Genomic DNA, 17,176 nt, shown 5'->3' with positions numbered 1-17,176 from the left:
CATGGATGAATCAACTGCCACTGCAGAGCGTGTCGTGCAGCGAGATCGCTCGCTGGTGGCGCGGACCGAGGACCACGCGCTGACAGCGGTGCCGGCCTCGGAGCGACGGGGCGGCTGGGCCTTTCGCATGAACGGTGTCGGGCTCGTGACCACGCTGCTGCAGATCTCGATCGGCGGGACGGTCACCCTGATCACCGGCGTGGGCTGGGGCCTGGTCGCGGGCGTCGTCGTCGTGCTCTTCGGCGGGACCCTGGGGTGGCTCGTCGGGCATGTCGCCTATGTCTCGGGCACGTCCAGCACCGTCACGACCCGGTTCTACGGACTCGGGGTGCGCGGCTCCGCGATCGCCTCGCTGATCTTCGCCTTCATGATCCTCGGCTTCCTCGCACTCGAGAACGCGATCCTCTACTACGGGACCCTCTTCATGCTGGGCTGGGACGCGACCGTCGGTAACGCCATCGCGATCTACGGGGCGTTCACCCTCGCGTGGATCCTCTTGGCCATGTTCGGGATGACGATCGTCCAGAGGACCTCGGTCATCTTGTTGCCGGCCTTCCTCGTCCTGGTGTTCGTGGTCGCCGGGATGGCTGTGGCTTCGTCAGACGTGTCCCTGGGCGAAGCCCTGTCCAGGGGACCGGTCGTCCCAGGCTTCGACGGCGGCTGGCAACGGTTCACCGCCGCCCTGTCGATCATGGCCGGCTCCGTCGGCGCTCTGGCCCTGGTCAACGCCGACTTCGCCCGCTACGCGCGCTCGACGAAGGATGTCGGCATCCTCGCCTTCGCTGGCGCCATCATGATGGACATCGTCCTCGTCGCTCTGGGATCGGTGGTCCTGGGCGCCGGCGGCCCGCTCGTCGCTGAGTACCTGGGCAGCCGCCCCGAGGTCGCCGGGAGCCAGGGCGGCGTCACCATCGCCGACAAGGTGGCGTGGATGGCGACCAACAATGCCGGCGCCTACTTCATCGTGCTGGCCGGCATCCTGGGGTTCGCGTTGATGTACGCAGCCCAGGTGAAGTCCCAGGTCATCAACACGTACTCGGGATCCCTGGCCCTGTCGAACCTGTTCGACGCTCTTCTTGGGCGCGGCGCGGGACGGTTCGCCATGGTGGTGATCGGCAACATCATCGGACTGCTCATGGTCGCCGGCAACATCCTCGGGCTGATCCACAGCTATCTCGGAGCCCTCGGCATCACCACGACCGCTGTCGCAGGTGTCATCATCGCTGACTTCTTCATCGTCCGGCGGGGTCGAGCCGCGAGCGACGGTCGGGTCGAGGCGGTGAACTGGGCAGGCGTGTCCTCAGTGACGGCCTCCGTCGTGATCGGGCTGTGGCTCACCTCCCAGGGCGTGACGCAGCTGGGCTTTCTCGTCAGCCTCGTGCTGGTCCTGGTCCTGTACCCGGCGATGCGGCTCTACGTGGTGCGAGAGGGCGTCGGGACCCACTTCATGTCGACCCACCAGACGATGGAGGAGGCCGGCTGAGCGCTGCTCGACCCCCGTCGAACATCGGATGGTCCGCAATGCCGTCCCCTCGCAAGGATTGTGGTCCCTTGCGAGGGGACGTTCCTCCTGCATCACGGGAGAGGCACACCGGTGGCCTCCCGACGCAGGTCACCTCCCCCGCGACTCAGTAGTACACGGCGAGAGGGCCGTTGGGCCCGGCGATCACCTGCACGTCGGTGTCGAAGACCCGCGTGAGCACCTCGTCGGTCATGATCTCCTCCGGCGTGCCGAACTCGACGACCCGCCCCTCCTTGACGGCGCAGATCCGGTCGGCGTAGTGCCCGGCGAAGTTGATGTCGTGGAGCACGACGATGATCGTGCGGCCCAGCTCGGTCGCTGCCCGACGCAGCAGGCGCATCATGTGCACCGAGTGCTGCATGTCGAGGTTGTTGAGCGGCTCGTCGAGCAGCACGTAGTCGGTGTCCTGCGACAGGACCATCGCGACATAGGCCCGCTGCCGCTGCCCGCCGGAGAGCTGGTCGAGGTAGCGGCCCTCGAGCTCGGTGAGGTCGAGGAAGTCGATCGAGCGGGAGATGACCTCCTCGTCCGCGACGGTCAGCCGGCCCTGCGAGTGCGGGAACCGTCCGAAGCCCACGAGCTGGCGCACCGTGAGCCGGGTGATGAAGTGGTTCTCCTGCCGCAGGATCGAGATGATCTTGGCCAGGTCCTTGGACGCGGTGCTCGCGATGTCGTAGCCGGCCACCTCGATGCTGCCCTCGTCGAGGTCGAGCAGGCGCCCGATCATCGTCAGCAGCGTCGACTTGCCCGCGCCGTTGGGCCCGACGAGCGCGGTGACGCCCCCGGCCGGGATCTCGAGGTCGACCGGGCCGATCGTCACCTCGCTCCCGTAGGTCTTGCGGACATCGGTCAGGGTGATCACAGGCGCCCCTTGCGGAGGATGACGACGAGGAAGACGGTGCCACCGACGAGCTCGATGATGATCGAGACGACGCCCTGCGCGTAGAACACGTGCTTCATGACGACGTAGGCCCCGCAGAGCACGACGAAGCCGGTGAGCACGGCGACGGGGAAGATCCGGCGGTGGTCGTAGGTGTCGGCGAACTGGTAGGCCAGCGTGGCGACGAGGAACCCGAGGAAGGTCATCGGCCCGACGAGCGCGGTCGAGACGGCCATGAGGACCGAGACGAGGAGGAGCGTCGTCATGAGCTCACGGCGGTGGTCGAGCCCGAGGTTGGTCGCGTCGTCGCGGCCGAGGGCGACGACGTCGAGCCGGTGGGACCGCCGCCACAGCAGCGCGGCCGCGACGACGCACAGCGGGATGGCGACGGGGAAGTACCCCGGGTCGGCATTGGCCATCGACCCGAACATCCGCGCGGTGAGGACGTCGAACTCGCTCGGGGTCAGCATCCGCCGCATGAAGGAGGACACCGACGCGAGCCCACCACCGATCACGATGCCGATGAGCAGCATGATCTGGACGTTGCCGTAGCGCCCGGAGAGCAGCCATCCGTAGAGCGCGAGCGAGAGCCCGACCATGACGGCGATCTGCAGGACGAACTGCGGCAGCCCCGTCAGCATCCCCAGCCCGGCGACGCCGAGGAAGTAGACGGCCGCGGTCTGCACCGCGACGTAGAGCGACTCGAACCCCATGATCGAGGGCGTGATGATCCGGTTGTTCGTCACCGTCTGGAAGCTCACCGTGGCGATCGCCTGGCAGACGGCGACGACGGCCATGGCCACGAGCGAGCTCGCCCGCAGCTCGGCGACGAGCCAGAAGCCCCGCGACCCGACCGGCATCGGGTTGTCCCACGCCAGGTGCCCGAAGGCGGAGCCGAGGGCGAGGACGACGAGCACGGCGAGGACGACCCGGTAGCGCCGGCGGGCGCGGACTGTGGGAAGGGGGCCGGACGCACGTCCGCCCCCGGTCACCACCGGCTCGGTGGTGACCGGGGTGACGCGGGCCCGTGCGGGTGCCTCAGCCACGACGGCGCTGCCTGAGCAGGAGGGCGATGAAGACGCCCGCCCCGACGACGCCCAGGATGAGCGAGACCGGCACCTCGAAGGGCGCGATGATCGTGCGGCCGACGAGGTCGCAGACCGTGACGATGCCGATGCCGAGCAGGCAGACCCACGGCAGGTTGCTGCGCAGGTCGTCCCCGCGGAACATCGAGACGATGTTGGGGACGATCAGCCCGAGGAAGGGCAGGTTGCCGACGACGACGGTGACGACCCCGGTGGCGACGGCGATGAGGCAGGTGCCGATCAGGATGACCCGGTCGTAGTCGAGCCCGACGTTGGTCGAGATCTCCTCGCCGAGCCCCGCGACGGTGAACCGGTCGGCGACGACGAAGATCGCGACGGCCACGAGGGCGACGACCCAGAGCACCTCGTACTGCCCACGCAGGACCGAGGTGAAGCTGCCCGCGAACCAGATGCCGAGGTTCTGCAGCATGTCGGTCTGCAGCGCGACGAAGGTCGAGACCGACCCCACGACTGCACCCAGCATGATCCCCACGATCGGGACGATGAGCGAGGACCGGAGGGTCACCCTGCGCAGGAAGAGGAAGAAGACCATCGTGCCGATGAAGGCCGCGACGACCGCCCCGACCATCCGCTCCATGAGGCTGGCGCCCGGGAAGAGGATCATCACCGTCAGCAGGCCCAGCCCGGCCCACTCCGTGGTGCCGGTGGTCGTCGGCTCGACGAAGCGGTTCTGCGTGAGCAGCTGCATCACCAGGCCAGACATCGCCATCGCGGCACCGGCGAGGACGAGCGCGACCGTGCGCGGGATGCGGGTGATGGCGAACATCTCACCGCCGCGCTCCCCGCCGAAGATGTCGTAGACGCCGGTGAAGAGGGACAGGACGAGGAGCCCGCCCACGGCGAGGGCGCCGAGGGCGAGCTTCGCGTCGAGGAGGCGCCCCTTGGTGACGGCGCGCCCGGCGGTCGTCGTGCTCAGCTCTTGTCCTCGAGCGCGTCGGCGAAGGTCGTGAAGAACTCGGTGAAGGTCTGGATGCCCTCGTTGGTGTAGCTGTCGGCGGGCATGAAGACGACCTGGCCCTCGGAGACCGCGGTGACGTCCCGCAGCGCCTCCGAGTCCTCGATGAGCTGCTTCGCGGGCGTGTAGCCCTCCTCGTCGGCGGCGACGGCGGCGTCCCGGTCCATGACGAGGATCCAGTCGGGGTCGGCCTTCGCGATCGCCTCGACGGAGACCTCGTCACCCTGGTGGTCGTCGCTCGCGCCCTCGACCTCGAGCGCCGGCTCCAGGTCGAAGAGGTCGAAGACCGGGCCGAGGGTCTGGCCGACGGTCGGCGCGATGTAGCCGAGCTCGCCACCCGAGGTGTTGATCGCCATGACGGTGTCGCCGGGCTGGTAGGCCGCCTCGACCCGGGCGACCTGCGCGTCGAGGTCCCGGCCGAGCTCCTCGGCCTCGCTCTCCTTGCCGAAGACCTCACCCAGGACCTCGGTCTGGCGCTTGAGCTCGGCGTCGAGCGGCTCGCCCTCGCGCGGGTCGAGGTTGAGGAAGGCGGCGTCGGGCGCGAGCTCCTTGAGCTTGGCCTCGTGCTGCGTGAAGCGCTGGCCGTTGATGACGAGGTCCGGCTCGGCCGCGACGATCGCCTCGAGGTCGGGCTCCCGGTGGGTACCCAGGTCGACGATGGCGTCGTCCTCGACGTACTCGATGGTGTCGGGCATCAGGCTCACGGCGGCGGCGGAGAGGTCGATGCCCCAGTCCGAGAGCGTCTCGAAGGTGCGGTTGTCCGTCGCGACGACCGAGGTCGGCGGCGCCGGGACCTGCTGGGTGCCGTGGTTGTCGGTCACCTCGATGGTCTCGCCGGAGCCTCCCCCGGCGGCGTCGGTCTGCCCGCCGCAGGCGGAGAGGGTGAGGGCGAGGCCGCCGACGAGGGCGAGCGAGCGGGTGCGCGTCAGCACGAAGGGAGGTCCTTCCGGAAGGGCGTCGCCGCACGGCCACGCCACGAGGCGATCAGGTTGTGTGAGGTTAGCCTAACCAATCCTCGCGCTCGCACCCCGGTCCCGCACTGCGGGACACCGGTCAGCCGATCGGGGCGCCCAGGATCGCCACGAGCCGCTCGTGGACGCCCTCGTCGCCGTCGACGGCGAGGGCGTCCTCGATGCCCCGGTGCCACAGCCACAGGTCGACCTGCTCGGCGCTGCCACGGACCGTCACGTCCGCGGAGCCCGTGTGCTCGTGCAGGGCGGGGTCGAGCACGGCGAGGTCGTCGACGTCGACGACCTCGCCCGAGCGCGGGTCGCGCCCGGCGAAGCGCCCGAGCCCGACGAGCAGTCGCCGTCCGACGTCGGTGAGCTCGATGACCACGCGCGTGCCGTCGGGCGTGAACCGCCCCCACCGGGGGTGGGAGCCGTACATGACGTCGAGGCACTCGAGCACCCCGTCGGCCGCGAGCGCCGGGTCGAGCGGGGTCCGCGCGCCCACCGTCAGCTCCGCGTCGACGCGGTGGACCAGCGCCTCGTGCGCCTGCCGACGCATCGTGAAGCCGACGGTGTGCAGCCGCGGGTCGGCACTCCAGGACCAGGCACCGTCGGCCGGGTCGGCGTTGCGCAGGCGCAGCAGCAGGTCCTCGTGCGCCTGGTCGTAGAAGGCGAGCACGCCCGCGTGGCCGCCCGGCCGGTGCGGCTCGGGGTAGGACTCGGGCCCCTCGGGTCGCTGGGCGATCACCCACGCCCAGAAGTGCTGCACGTCCCCGCCCAGGTGCCACAGCAGGTCCTCGGCGCTCCAGTCGGGGCAGCTCGGCACCCGCAGGTCCGGGTCGGCGTCGGCGAGGCACTCGCGGAACCGGCGGCTCTCCCGCTCGATCGCGTCCAGGTAGCGGTCGAAGGGGAGCCAGTGGGCCTGCACGTCGGCGTTCATGGGGCGAGACTTCCCCCCTTCGGGCTCGTCGGCAACCGGGGTGACGGCGCGCCGGTGCACGATGGTCCGGTGACGACCACCGTCTTCTTCCACGCCCATCCCGACGACGAGGCCAGCGGGACCGCCGGCTCGATGGCCCTCGCCTCGCGCGCGGGGGGCCGGGTGGTCGTCGTCTACGCGACCCACGGCGAGCACGGCACCGTCCCCGACGACCTGGGCGAAGGGGGGAGCCTCGCCGAGCACCGCCGGCGCGAGGCCGACGCGTCCGCGGCGATCACCGGCACGGCCCGCGTCGAGTGGCTCGGGTACGCCGACTCCGGGATGACCGGGTGGGAGCAGAACGGTCACGAGAGCGCCTTCCACTCCGCCGACCTCGACGAGGCCGCCGGGCGGCTGGCCGCGGTCCTCGACGAGGAGGACGCGGACGTGCTCGTCGGCTACGACTGGCACGGCGGCTACGGCCACCCCGACCACGTCAAGGTCCACCACGTCGCCCACCGCGCCGCCGAGCTCGCCGCCCGCCGGCCCCGTCTGCTCGAGGCGACCATCAACCGCGACCGCCTGCGCGAGCAGCTCGCCGCGGCCCGCTCGCTCGGCATCGACCCGGGGTTCGACGCCGACGCCCCCATGGACGACGGCAACCCGATCGGCCTGCCGCAGCACGAGATCCACCACGCCGTCGACGTCACCGAGGTCATCGACCTCAAGCGGGCCGCCCTGGCCGCCCACGGCTCGCAGTCCGACGTGCAGGAGATGCTGGCGATGCCGCCGGAGGTCTTCGCCGAGGCCTTCGGCGTCGAGCACTACGCCGAGCCGGGCCGCCCCGAGGGGATGGCGCGCGACCTCCCCTTCGTCTGAGCGGTCAGCGCAGGCGCACGCGCACGCGGCCGTCGACGACCTCGAAGGTCACGTCGGCCAGCGAGTCCACGACGAGGTCCGCGTCCGCGAGGGCGTCGGCGCCACTCGTCGTCGTCACCGCGAGGACCGCGCAGCCGGCCGCCCGGGCCGCGGCGACGCCGCTCGGGGCGTCCTCGCAGACGAGGCACTCGGTCGGGTCGACCCCCAGACGCTGCGCCGCGAGGAGGAAGGGGTCGGGGTGCGGCTTGCCGCGCTCCACGTCGTCGAAGGTCACCACCTCGTCGATGCCGATCTCGGCGGCGGTGAGGCGGACCCGGGCCAGCTCCCGGGTGGCGGAGGTCGCGACGGCGACCGGCACGTCGACGAGCGCCGCGAGCGCGTCGTGCACACCGGGGAGCGCGAGGACGTCCTCGACGTCGTCGACCTCGAGCCGCTCGATCCGCGCGAAGGCGTCGTCGGGGTCGAGGTGGGGCGCGACCGAGGCGATGATCGCCGGCGCGGGCATCCCGTGGTGACCGACGAGGGCCACCGGGTCGACGCCGTGCTCGATCGCCCACCTCACCCACGACCGCTCGACCGAGCCGGTGGAGTCGACGAGCGTGCCGTCGTTGTCGAAGATCACCGCGGCGAAGGTGCGGCCGTCGAAGGGGGTGGAGTCCATGGCACGACCTTAGGGAGACCCTAGGGTGGACCCGAACCACGGAGGTCACCATGTACGCGTCTTCATCCGGGTCGAGCGCCGAGGACCAGCCCCGGCGGGCCGCCATCGGGCCCGACTCCCGCGGCCTGTGGCTCATGGGCAACGACGTCGACCTCGCCCGGCGGCTCGCCGGCACGGGCTTCGACTGGCTGGCGCTCGACGCCCAGCACGGGGCGATCGACCGCTCCGCCCTCGTCGACCTCGGACGGGCCCTCGGCGACGTCGGCGCCAACTTCGTCGTCCGGGTGCCCGGGGTCGACCACGCCTGGATCGGGGCCTCCCTCGACGCCGGCGCCGCGGGCGTCGTCATCCCCTCCGTCGCCTCGCTCGAGGACGCGCGCGCCGCGGTACGGGCCGCCTTCTACCCGCCGCTCGGCGAGCGCAGCTGGGGCCCGCTCACCCCGATGTGGGACGGCTACGCGCCGGACGCGGAGCGCGCCAACGCCCAGGTGCAGTGCGCCGTGATGATCGAGACCGCCGGGGCGCTCGAGGCGGTCGAGGAGATCGCGGCCGTCGACGGGGTCAACCTCCTCTTCCTCGGACCGGTCGACCTCTCCCTCGCCCTCGGCGTGCCGATGGCGCAGATGCTGGCCGACACCTCCCCGAGTGGTCCGGTGCCCCGGATCCTCGCGGCGGCCCGCCGCCACGGCACCGACGTGGCGGCCTTCGCCGGCCACCCCGACCACGTCCCCGCGCTGCGCGCCCTGGGCATCACCCGGGTCGCCGTCGCCACCGACATCGCCCTGGTCGCCCTGGGCGCCGAGGCGGTCCTCGACCTCACCTGAGCCACGTATCCTCGGACGTCGTGAGTGACGTGCAGCTGGACCGTGCCGTGGACGGCGTCGACCCCGATGACCTGGCCACCACCCTTCGCGTCCTCGGGATGCTCCACGAGCTGCCACCCGGCCACGAGGACATCGCCACGGTCAAGCGCGCCGCGGGCTCGATGTACAACCGGGTGAAGAAGGCCCGCCGGCGCGAGGCCCGGCAGGCCGAGCGCGGCCCCAAGATGGCGCACGACCAGGCGATCCTCGACCGGACCGCGACCGGCTCGCCGATGCGCATCGACGACGAGACGAAGGGGATCCCGCTCGCCCCGACGAGCGAGGGCCGCTTCGTCGGGGAGCTGCAGATCCCCCGCGGCTGCTACATGTGCCACGCGGACTACACGCTCGTCGACGCCTTCTACCACTGGCTCTGCCCGGACTGCGCGGCCCGCAGCCACGTCCGCCGCGACCAGGGCACGGACCTGCGCGGCCGCCGCGCGCTGCTCACCGGCGGCCGGGCGAAGATCGGCATGTACATCGCCCTGCGGCTGCTGCGCGACGGCGCCGACCTGACGATCACCACGCGCTTCCCACGCGACGCCGCGCGACGCTTCGCCGAGCTCGCCGACTCCCCCGAGTGGATCGACCGGCTGACGATCATCGGCATCGACCTGCGCGACCCCACCCAGGTCGTCGCCCTCACCGACGAGGTCGCTGCCGCAGGACCGCTCGACATCCTCATCAACAACGCCTGCCAGACGGTGCGCCGCTCCCCCGGCGCCTACTCGCACCTCGTCGACGGCGAGTCGCAGCCGCTCGAGACCGGTGGCGTCACACCGCGGATGCTGACCTTCGACCGGGTGAGCGAGGCACACCCGGCGGCCCTCATCGGGACCCTGGGCTCGCACCCGGTGCCGCACGCCGACGTCGCCACGCAGAGCGCCGCCGACCTCACCCGCCTGGCCCTCTCCGCCGGCCACGCCTCGCTCGAGGCGCACCTCGCGGGCACCGCGGTGGACGCCGGCGGGCTGCTGCCCGACGTCGTGGCGACCAACTCGTGGAAGCAGACCGTCGACGAGGTCGACCCGCTCGAGCTGCTCGAGGTGCAGATGTGCAACTCGGTCGCCCCCTTCCTCCTCGTCTCCCGGCTCCGGCCGGCGATGCGTGCGGCGGTCGAGCGCCGTCGTGCCGAGGTCGGCGACGCGGCCCGGGCCTACGTCGTCAACGTCTCCGCGATGGAGGGGCAGTTCTCCCGGCGGTACAAGGGCGCCGGGCACCCCCACACCAACATGGCCAAGGCCGCGCTCAACATGCTGACCCGCACGTCGGCGGGCGAGATGTTCGAGACCGACCGCATCCTCATGACCGCTGTCGACACGGGGTGGATCACCGACGAGCGCCCGCACCACGAGAAGCTCGAGATCGCGGCGCAGGGCTGGCACGCCCCGCTCGACCTCGTCGACGGCGCTGCCCGCGTGTACGACCCGGTCGTGCGCGGCGAGCGCGGCGAGGACCTCTACGGTGTCTTCCTGAAGAACTACGAGCCGTACGCTTGGTGAGGCTTACTTCGTGAGGCGAGTTGTTCACTCACGAGCATCACCCGCCCTCATTCAGGCCGCGTCAACACATCGAGAAACTCGTGGTTGACGAAGAGACGCTCCCTGCCAACCTTCACGTCACTGAGGAGCCCAGCGTCAACCAGTGCGTGTAGCCAAGAGGAGGCGGTCTGACGGGAGATGTCGCATCGCTCGGCCACAGTGTTGATGCGGCAGTAAGGCTGTTCGAAGAGGACGGCCAAGAAGTGCGCGTCTTTCCCACCCGGGGTGGCCGCTCGAGCACGCTCAGCAATGTCCTCCTGGCACGTACGGATGGACCCGATCTTCTGCGTGGTCGACGTCGCCGACTCCCTTACGACGTCAAGCATGTAGAGGATCCATTCGATCCAAGCACCCTCGGCCGTCACAGCGCGCAGCAGTCGGTAGTAGTCATTCTTCCGCGCGATGATCGCGCGGGAGAGATAGAGGATGGGGTCGTGGAGGAGACCCGCCTCGATCAACATCAGGATGTTGATGACGCGACCAGTGCGGCCATTGCCGTCGTGGAAGGGGTGGATCGCCTCGAACTGGTAATGAGCCACCGCCATGCGCACCAGCGGATCAAGATCGTCTCCGGAATGAACAAAGCGCTCCCACTCCGAGAGCTTCCCCCGGATGAGGTCGGCTCCCTCGGGTGGGGCATACACGATTTGACGCGTGGCCGGGTTCACGATTCTTGTGCCGGGCACTGCGCGAACAGCCATGTCGCGCCCCTGCAACTCAGAGCAGATTCGAGCGGCTGTCGTCGCAGTGAGGGGCCGGCTCCTGATCGATTCAACCCCAGCGAATAGGGCGCTGCGGTATCTCAGCGCCTCTTTGGTGGCATGGTCTCCCCCACCCGAGTCGACGTGCTTGAAGAGTTCATCGGCCGTGGTCACGATGTTCTCGATCTCGGAGCTGGCTTGGGCCTCGAGCAACGGGACGGCGTGGATCAGGATGTTCGGGTTTGGGAGCACCAGTCCGGCTTGGGCAAGTGTCGCCAGCGCCGTCCGGGCTTCGACGGTCGCCTTGAGCACAGCCTTGGGCTCAAGGTCCAGGTCCGCTGGGGGCAGGGGCGGGAGGTCGTTGAAGGGAGTTTCAGGGCTCCACGTCACGTGTCGCTCCTTTCACCGTATCCGCACAACGCGTTAAGAATTTTCGTGAAACCTAACATGTTTTCGGGATGTGTCAGGGAACCTGACACGTGGACTCGCAGCGGCGCTCGGCCAGCGGGGTCTCACCCTCAAGGCGTGCCCCCTGGTAGCCCGTCGCGTGGTGTTTGACGCTACGGTGAAGGGCGTCACACCACGTCGACGAAGGGAGCAGCGGCCATGGCACCGAAGGACTCGACCTTCCTGGGCTGGCCCGTGCTGCGTCAGCTGGCATCGGGCGACTTCCTCGGCCGCGGCAACGCGGTCACCTCGCGCAGCACGAGGGAGATGGAGCCGCGCACCTCGACGGCCGACCGTGTCGTGCAGAGCGTGTGCCCCTACTGCGCCGTCGGCTGCGGCCAGCGCGTCTTCGTCAAGGACGAGCGGGTCGTGCAGATCGAGGGCGACCCGGACTCGCCGGTGAGCCGAGGGCGCTTGTGCCCCAAGGGTGCCGCGAGCGAGCAGCTGGTCAACTCCCCTTCGCGTCAGACCCACGTGCTCTACCGCGCGCCGGGCGCCACGGAGTTCCAGCGGATCGAGCTCGACGAGGCGATGGACATGGTCGCCGACCGGTATCTCCAGGCCCGCGCCAACAAGTGGCAGGAGGTCGACGACCAGGGTCGTCGGCTGCGCCGCACGATGGGTATCGCCTCGCTCGGGGGAGCCACCCTCGACAACGAGGAGAACTACCTCATGAAGAAGCTGTACACGGCTTCGGGAGCGATACAGATCGAGAACCAGGCGCGTATTTGACACTCCGCCACGGTTCCCAGTCTGGGATCCTCCTTCGGGCGCGGCGGCGCCACCCAGTCCCTCCAGGACATGGCCAACGCGGACTGCATCATCATCCAGGGCTCCAACATGGCCGAGTGCCACCCCGTGGGGTTCCAGTGGGTGTCCGAGGCGAAGGCACGCGGCGCGCGCGTCATCCACATCGACCCGCGCTTCACCCGCACCTCGGCGATCGCCGACACGCACGCCGCGATCCGCGCCGGCACCGATGTCGTGCTCCTCGGCGCCCTGATCAACCACGTCCTGGCCAACGACCTCTACTTCCACGACTACGTCGTCGCCTACACCAACGCGGCCACGCTGGTCAGCGAGGACTTCGTCGACACCGAGGACCTCGACGGCGTCTTCTCCGGCTACGACCCGGAGACCGGCACCTATGACATGTCCTCGTGGGCCTACGACGAGCGACCTGCCGAAGGGGGCGGCACCAGCGACGAAGGGGGCGCAGGCGGCGATGACGTCGGCGGACCCTCCGGGGGCCACGAGCACGGGGCGCACAAGAGTGCCCGCGCGGCGGGCGACCAGCACGGAGGTGCCGGACCCGCGCTCGAGCACGCCCGGGTCATCCGCGACGACACCCTGCAGCACCCGCGGTCGGTCTTCCAGGTCCTCAAGCGTCACTACGCCCGCTACACGCCGCAGATGGTCGAGGACCTCTGCGGCATCCCCCAGTCGCAGTTCCACGAGATCGCCGACGCCCTGACGGCGAACTCCGGTCGCGAGCGCACCACTTGCTTCGCCTATGCGCTGGGCTGGACCCAGCACAGCCTGGGCGCGCAGTTCATCCGCACCGCAGCGATCCTCCAGCTGCTCATGGGCAACATGGGTCGGCCCGGTGGCGGGATCATGGCGCTGCGCGGGCACGCGAGCATCCAGGGCTGCACCGACATCCCGACGCTCTTCAACATCCTGCCGGGGTACCTGCCGATGCCGACCGTCGGTCTGCACGACACCTACGAGGACTACCTATCCAGCATCAGCTCTCCGCTGCAGAAGGGCTTCTGGACCGAGGCGCCCTCCTACACCGCCAGCTTGCTCAAGGCGTGGTTCGGTGACGCCGCCACACCGGACAACGACTTCTGCTTCGACTACCTGCCCCGTCTGACGGGTGCCCACGGGACCTACCAGACCGTCATGTCGATGATGGACGACGAGGTCGAGGGGTACTTCATCCTCGGGCAAAACCCAGCGGTCGGCTCGGCCCACGGCAAGATGCAGCGGCTGGCGATGACGCACCTGAAGTGGGTCGTCGTGCGCGACTTCCAGCTCATCGAGTCGGCGACCTTCTGGAAGGACTCCCCCGAGATCGCCAGCGGCGAGCTGAGGACGGAGGACATCGACACCGAGGTCTTCTTCTTCCCGGCCGCCAACCACGTCGAGAAGTCCGGGACGTTCACCCAGACCCAGCGGATGCTCCAGTGGCACCACCAGGCGGTCCAGCCGCCCGGCGATGCCCGCAGCGAGCTCGAGTTCTTCCACGAGCTCGGCGTGCGCATCCGGGAGCGCCTCAAGGACTCGACCGACGAGCGCGACCGCCCGCTGCTCGACATGACCTGGGACTACCCCAAGGACGAGTTCGGCGAGACCGATGCCGAGGCGGTCCTGAAGGAGATCAACGGCTACTACCTCACCGGTGAGCGCGCGGGCCAGACCCTCGACAAGTTCGCCGACATGCGCGCGGACGGCTCGACCTCCGGCGGGTGCTGGATCTACACCGGCGTCTTCGCCGGCGGGGTCAACAAGTCCGCCAACCGGGTCCCCGGGCGCGAGCAGGACGAGACCGCCCTCGAGTGGGGCTGGGCCTGGCCGATGAACCGCCGCATCCTCTACAACCGCGCGTCCGCTGCCCCGGACGGCACGCCCTGGAGCGAGCGCAAGAAGTACGTGTGGTGGGACGCCGACGCCGGGAAGTGGACGGGCAAGGACGTCCCCGACTTCCCGGTCGACCGCGACCCGTCCTTCCGGCCCGACCCGGAGCAGGGCGGTCCGGCGGCGATCGCCGGCGACGACCCCTTCATCATGCAGGCCGACGGCAAGGGCTGGCTCTTCGCACCCAAGGGGATGGTCGACGGTCCGCTGCCGACGCACTACGAGGCGCAGGAGTCACCGGTCGACAACCCGCTGTACTCGCAGCAGCGCAACCCGGCCCGCCTGGTGTACCCGCGCAAGGACAACCTGTGGAGTCCCTCGGGCGACGAGCCGGGGGCGGAGGTCTACCCCTTCGTCTTCACGACCTACCGGCTCACCGAGCACCACACGGCCGGCGGCATGAGCCGGTGGCTGCCGTACCTGTCCGAGCTGCAGCCCGAGATGTTCTGCGAGGTCTCCCCCGAGCTGGCCGAGCAGCAAGGCCTGGTCAACGGCGAGTGGGCGACGATCGTCTCCGCGCGCAGCGCGATCGAGGCCCGCGTGCTCGTCACCGAGCGGATGACCCCGCTGACGATCCGCGGTCGCACGGTCCACCAGATCGGGCTCCCGTACCACTGGGGTGTCGGCCGCGACGCGGTCGTCGAGGGCGACGGCGCCAACGACCTGCTCGGCATCGCGCTCGACCCCAACGTCCAGATCCAGGAGTCGAAGGTGGGTTCCTGCGACATCATCCCGGGCCGCCGGCCGCGCGGCGAGGAGCTGCTGCGCTTCGTCGCCGAGTACCAGTCCCGCTCGGGCACGACGGTCGAGACCGGCAACACCCGCCGCGACGAGCAAGGAGCGCACTGATGGGCTACCTGTCACGCCAGCTCTCGGGGGAGACCAACCCGGCGGTGGACGCCGGGTGGGCCGACGCCCCGGAGCGCAAGGGCTTCTTCACCGACACCTCCATCTGCATCGGGTGCAAGGCCTGCGAGGTCGCCTGCAAGGAGTGGAACGGCATCCCGCTCGACGGGCTGGCCATCACCGGCAACTCCTACGACAACACCGGCGACCTGGGCGCGAGCACGTGGCGGCACGTCGCCTTCGTCGAGCAGACCAAGGACCGCATCGAGGCCGCGCGCGAGTCCGGCCGCAAGCTCGTCGACCTCGGGATGCCCGCGCTCGGCGCCCCCACGGCCGACCCCCCTTCGGGCGGGGCCCCTGCGGGCTACGGCACGCTCCCGGCACCGATCGAGGGCCACGGGCCGGCGCTGGGCGACATGCTCACCGAGAAGGCCAACATCGAGGCCGGCGGCACCGGTGACCACGGGCTCACCGTGGACGGGGTGCCGATGGTCGGGCCGGTCCCGGAGTTCCGCTGGCTGATGTCCTCCGACGTGTGCAAGCACTGCACCCACGCGGGCTGCCTCGACGTCTGCCCGACCGGCTCGCTCTTCCGCAGCGAGCACGGGACCGTCGTCGTGCAGGCCGACATCTGCAACGGGTGCGGCTACTGCGTCGGGGCCTGCCCCTTCGGGGTCATCGAGCGCCGCAACGACCAGAGCGTCTCGGTGACGGCCGACGACCACGTGCCACACGTCGGCGTCGCGCAGAAGTGCACGCTCTGCTACGACCGGCTCGGCCACGACCAGACGCCCGCGTGCGCGCAGACCTGCCCGACGACGTCGATCAAGTTCGGCGCGCACGACGACATGGTCGCGACCGCTCGCGAGCGCGTCGTCCAGCTGCACGAGCAGGGCTTCACCGAGGCGCGCCTGTACGGCGCCAACGAGCAGGACGGCGTCGGCGGCACCGGCTCGGTCTTCCTGCTGCTCGACGAGCCCGAGGTCTACGGGCTCCCGCCGGACCCGGAGGTGCCGAGCAAGCGGCTGCCCGAGATGTTCCGGGCCGCCGGCTTGGCCGGTGTCGGGCTCCTCGGCGCGGTCGCCGTCTCCTTCATCGGGGGCAGGTCGTGACCACCTCCCCCTTCGACGCCTACCGCCCGCCCGAGGAGGGCCGCCGCAAGCGCCGCCGTGACTCCGGCGTCCGTGGCGCGGTGACCGGCGCGGCCCGGGACCTCGCGAAGGGCGGTCAGCGCAGCTGGCTCTCCCGCGACGGTGGTGGCCGGCGCGAGGCGCCGGCCGTCCCGGACGCGGAGTTCTCCAGCTACTACGGCCAGCCGATCGTCAAGCCGGTCCCGTGGGACCACAAGATCTCCGCGTACCTCTTCGTCGGCGGCATCGCCGGCGCCTCCGGCATCATCCAGGCGGGTGCCGCAGCCACGGGCAACACGGTCCTGCAACGCAGCTCGCGCCTGACCGCGATGACCTGCGTCGCCCTCAGCGGTGCCGCGCTCGTCGCCGACCTCGGCCGGCCGGAGCGCTTCCTCAACATGATGCGCACGGTCAAGCTCACCTCGCCGATGTCGGTCGGCACCTGGATCCTGTCGGCCTACGCGGGATTCGCCGGGGTGACGACCGCCTCCGAGGTCCTCCGGCTGCTCCCTTCGCGCGGCCCGGTCGCGGCCCTCACCCGCGTCACCGACGTGCTCGGCGTCCCGTCGACGATCGGGCAGGCCGCCTTCGGCGCGCCGCTCGCGGCGTACACCGCGGTCCTGCTCTCCGACACCGCGCACCCGGTGTGGCACGAGAGCCGGCGGGAGCTCCCCTTCGTCTTCGTCGGGTCGGCGGCACTCGCCTCCGGCGGGATCCAGATGGTCCTCAACCCCACCGGCGTCGCAGGGCCGGCTCGCCGGCTCGCCCTGGTGGGGGCGGCGACGGACCTCGCCGCGATGCACCGGCTCGAGGAGCACCTGGCGCACCTCGACATCGACGAGCCGGTGACGTCCGGGCAGGGAGCCGGCAAGCTGCGATTGGCCAAGGGGCTCGTCATCGCGGGCGGGCTCGGCACGCTGCTCTCCGGGCGCAGCCGTCTGCTCGCCATCGCCTCCGGCACGGCCCTGACGGCGGCCTCCGCGCTCACGCGCATGGGGGTCGTCGAGGCCGGGATCGAGTCCGCCAAGGACCCCAGGTACACCGTCCGCGTCCAGAAGGCTCGCCTCGAGGCGCGGCGCGAGCAGGGGATCGTCCACGACAGTGCCGTCACCGTGCGGTAGCACTCACGCACCAAC

14 protein-coding genes are annotated in these 17,176 nt (G+C 70.5%); 7 read left to right on the top strand and 7 right to left on the bottom strand.

The window, feature by feature from the left end:
* The first annotated feature begins 145 nt into the window (after positions 1-145).
* Complete coding sequence (locus tag ABC138_RS13700; protein WP_345914033.1) at positions 146-1,483, top strand: cytosine permease; 1,338 nt, start codon at positions 146-148, stop codon at positions 1,481-1,483.
* Between the two features lie 145 nt (positions 1,484-1,628).
* Here ABC138_RS13700 and ABC138_RS13695 read toward each other — a convergent pair whose 3' ends face one another.
* The 5 genes from ABC138_RS13695 to ABC138_RS13675 form a co-directional block, all read right to left on the bottom strand.
* A complete protein-coding gene (locus ABC138_RS13695; protein WP_068328252.1) occupies positions 1,629-2,384 on the bottom strand; it encodes an ATP-binding cassette domain-containing protein in 756 nt (251 codons plus the stop codon).
* Complete coding sequence (locus tag ABC138_RS13690) at positions 2,381-3,397, bottom strand: iron chelate uptake ABC transporter family permease subunit (RefSeq protein ID WP_345914069.1); 1,017 nt, start codon at positions 3,395-3,397, stop codon at positions 2,381-2,383. Before ABC138_RS13690 ends, ABC138_RS13695 begins: the two co-directional genes overlap by 4 nt.
* A 43-nt stretch (positions 3,398-3,440) precedes the next feature.
* The gene (locus ABC138_RS13685) at positions 3,441-4,346 is read right to left on the bottom strand and encodes an iron chelate uptake ABC transporter family permease subunit (RefSeq protein ID WP_245634847.1); all 906 of its coding nucleotides are present in this window, start codon (positions 4,344-4,346) and stop codon (positions 3,441-3,443) included.
* Between the two features lie 74 nt (positions 4,347-4,420).
* Positions 4,421-5,395 carry an ABC transporter substrate-binding protein gene (locus ABC138_RS13680; RefSeq protein ID WP_345914030.1) on the bottom strand — a complete coding sequence of 325 codons (975 nt, stop codon included), beginning with the start codon at positions 5,393-5,395 and terminating at the stop codon, positions 4,421-4,423.
* 121 nt (positions 5,396-5,516) lie between these two features.
* Positions 5,517-6,353: a maleylpyruvate isomerase N-terminal domain-containing protein gene (locus ABC138_RS13675; RefSeq protein ID WP_345914029.1), complete on the bottom strand. Its 837-nt coding sequence runs from the start codon at positions 6,351-6,353 to the stop codon at positions 5,517-5,519.
* A gap of 69 nt (positions 6,354-6,422) precedes the next feature.
* Here ABC138_RS13675 and ABC138_RS13670 point away from each other — a divergent pair, with 69 nt between their 5' ends.
* Positions 6,423-7,211: a PIG-L family deacetylase gene (locus ABC138_RS13670; protein ID WP_345914028.1), complete on the top strand. Its 789-nt coding sequence runs from the start codon at positions 6,423-6,425 to the stop codon at positions 7,209-7,211.
* 4 nt (positions 7,212-7,215) lie between these two features.
* On the opposite strand, the gene ABC138_RS13665 is transcribed toward ABC138_RS13670, so the two are convergent.
* Positions 7,216-7,872 (bottom strand): HAD-IA family hydrolase, encoded by a 657-nt coding sequence (locus tag ABC138_RS13665; RefSeq protein WP_345914027.1) that lies wholly within the window; start codon positions 7,870-7,872, stop codon positions 7,216-7,218.
* Positions 7,873-7,922: 50 nt separating this feature from the next.
* Between ABC138_RS13665 and ABC138_RS13660 the strand changes: the two genes are divergently transcribed.
* A complete protein-coding gene (locus ABC138_RS13660) occupies positions 7,923-8,696 on the top strand; it encodes an aldolase/citrate lyase family protein (RefSeq protein WP_345914026.1) in 774 nt (257 codons plus the stop codon).
* 20 nt (positions 8,697-8,716) lie between these two features.
* Positions 8,717-10,237: an SDR family NAD(P)-dependent oxidoreductase gene (locus ABC138_RS13655; protein ID WP_169702026.1), complete on the top strand. Its 1,521-nt coding sequence runs from the start codon at positions 8,717-8,719 to the stop codon at positions 10,235-10,237.
* Positions 10,238-10,284: 47 nt separating this feature from the next.
* Here ABC138_RS13655 and ABC138_RS13650 read toward each other — a convergent pair whose 3' ends face one another.
* Positions 10,285-11,367 carry a Fic family protein gene (locus tag ABC138_RS13650; RefSeq protein ID WP_068328212.1) on the bottom strand — a complete coding sequence of 361 codons (1,083 nt, stop codon included), beginning with the start codon at positions 11,365-11,367 and terminating at the stop codon, positions 10,285-10,287.
* A 216-nt stretch (positions 11,368-11,583) separates the two neighbouring features.
* On the opposite strand from ABC138_RS13650, the gene fdh reads away from it, so the two are divergent.
* From fdh to nrfD, 3 genes are read left to right on the top strand one after another with little or no spacing between them, the layout of a single operon-like run.
* Positions 11,584-14,913 carry a formate dehydrogenase gene (gene fdh / locus ABC138_RS13645; protein ID WP_345914025.1) on the top strand — a complete coding sequence of 1,110 codons (3,330 nt, stop codon included), beginning with the start codon at positions 11,584-11,586 and terminating at the stop codon, positions 14,911-14,913.
* Positions 14,913-16,022, top strand: a complete 1,110-nt coding sequence (locus ABC138_RS13640) for a 4Fe-4S dicluster domain-containing protein (RefSeq protein ID WP_068426379.1) — start codon at positions 14,913-14,915, stop codon at positions 16,020-16,022. Before fdh ends, ABC138_RS13640 begins: the two co-directional genes overlap by 1 nt.
* The gene (gene nrfD, locus ABC138_RS13635) at positions 16,019-17,161 is read left to right on the top strand and encodes an NrfD/PsrC family molybdoenzyme membrane anchor subunit (protein ID WP_345914024.1); all 1,143 of its coding nucleotides are present in this window, start codon (positions 16,019-16,021) and stop codon (positions 17,159-17,161) included. The genes ABC138_RS13640 and nrfD overlap by 4 nt, the downstream gene beginning before the upstream one ends.
* Positions 17,162-17,176: the final 15 nt, after the last annotated feature.

The sequence above is a fragment of the Janibacter sp. LM genome (genome assembly GCF_039631275.1).
In the GTDB taxonomy this organism is placed as follows: domain Bacteria; phylum Actinomycetota; class Actinomycetes; order Actinomycetales; family Dermatophilaceae; genus Janibacter; species Janibacter terrae.
The sequence above is the reverse complement of the archived record's forward strand: the minus strand, read 5'-3'. Positions and strand labels throughout refer to the sequence as shown.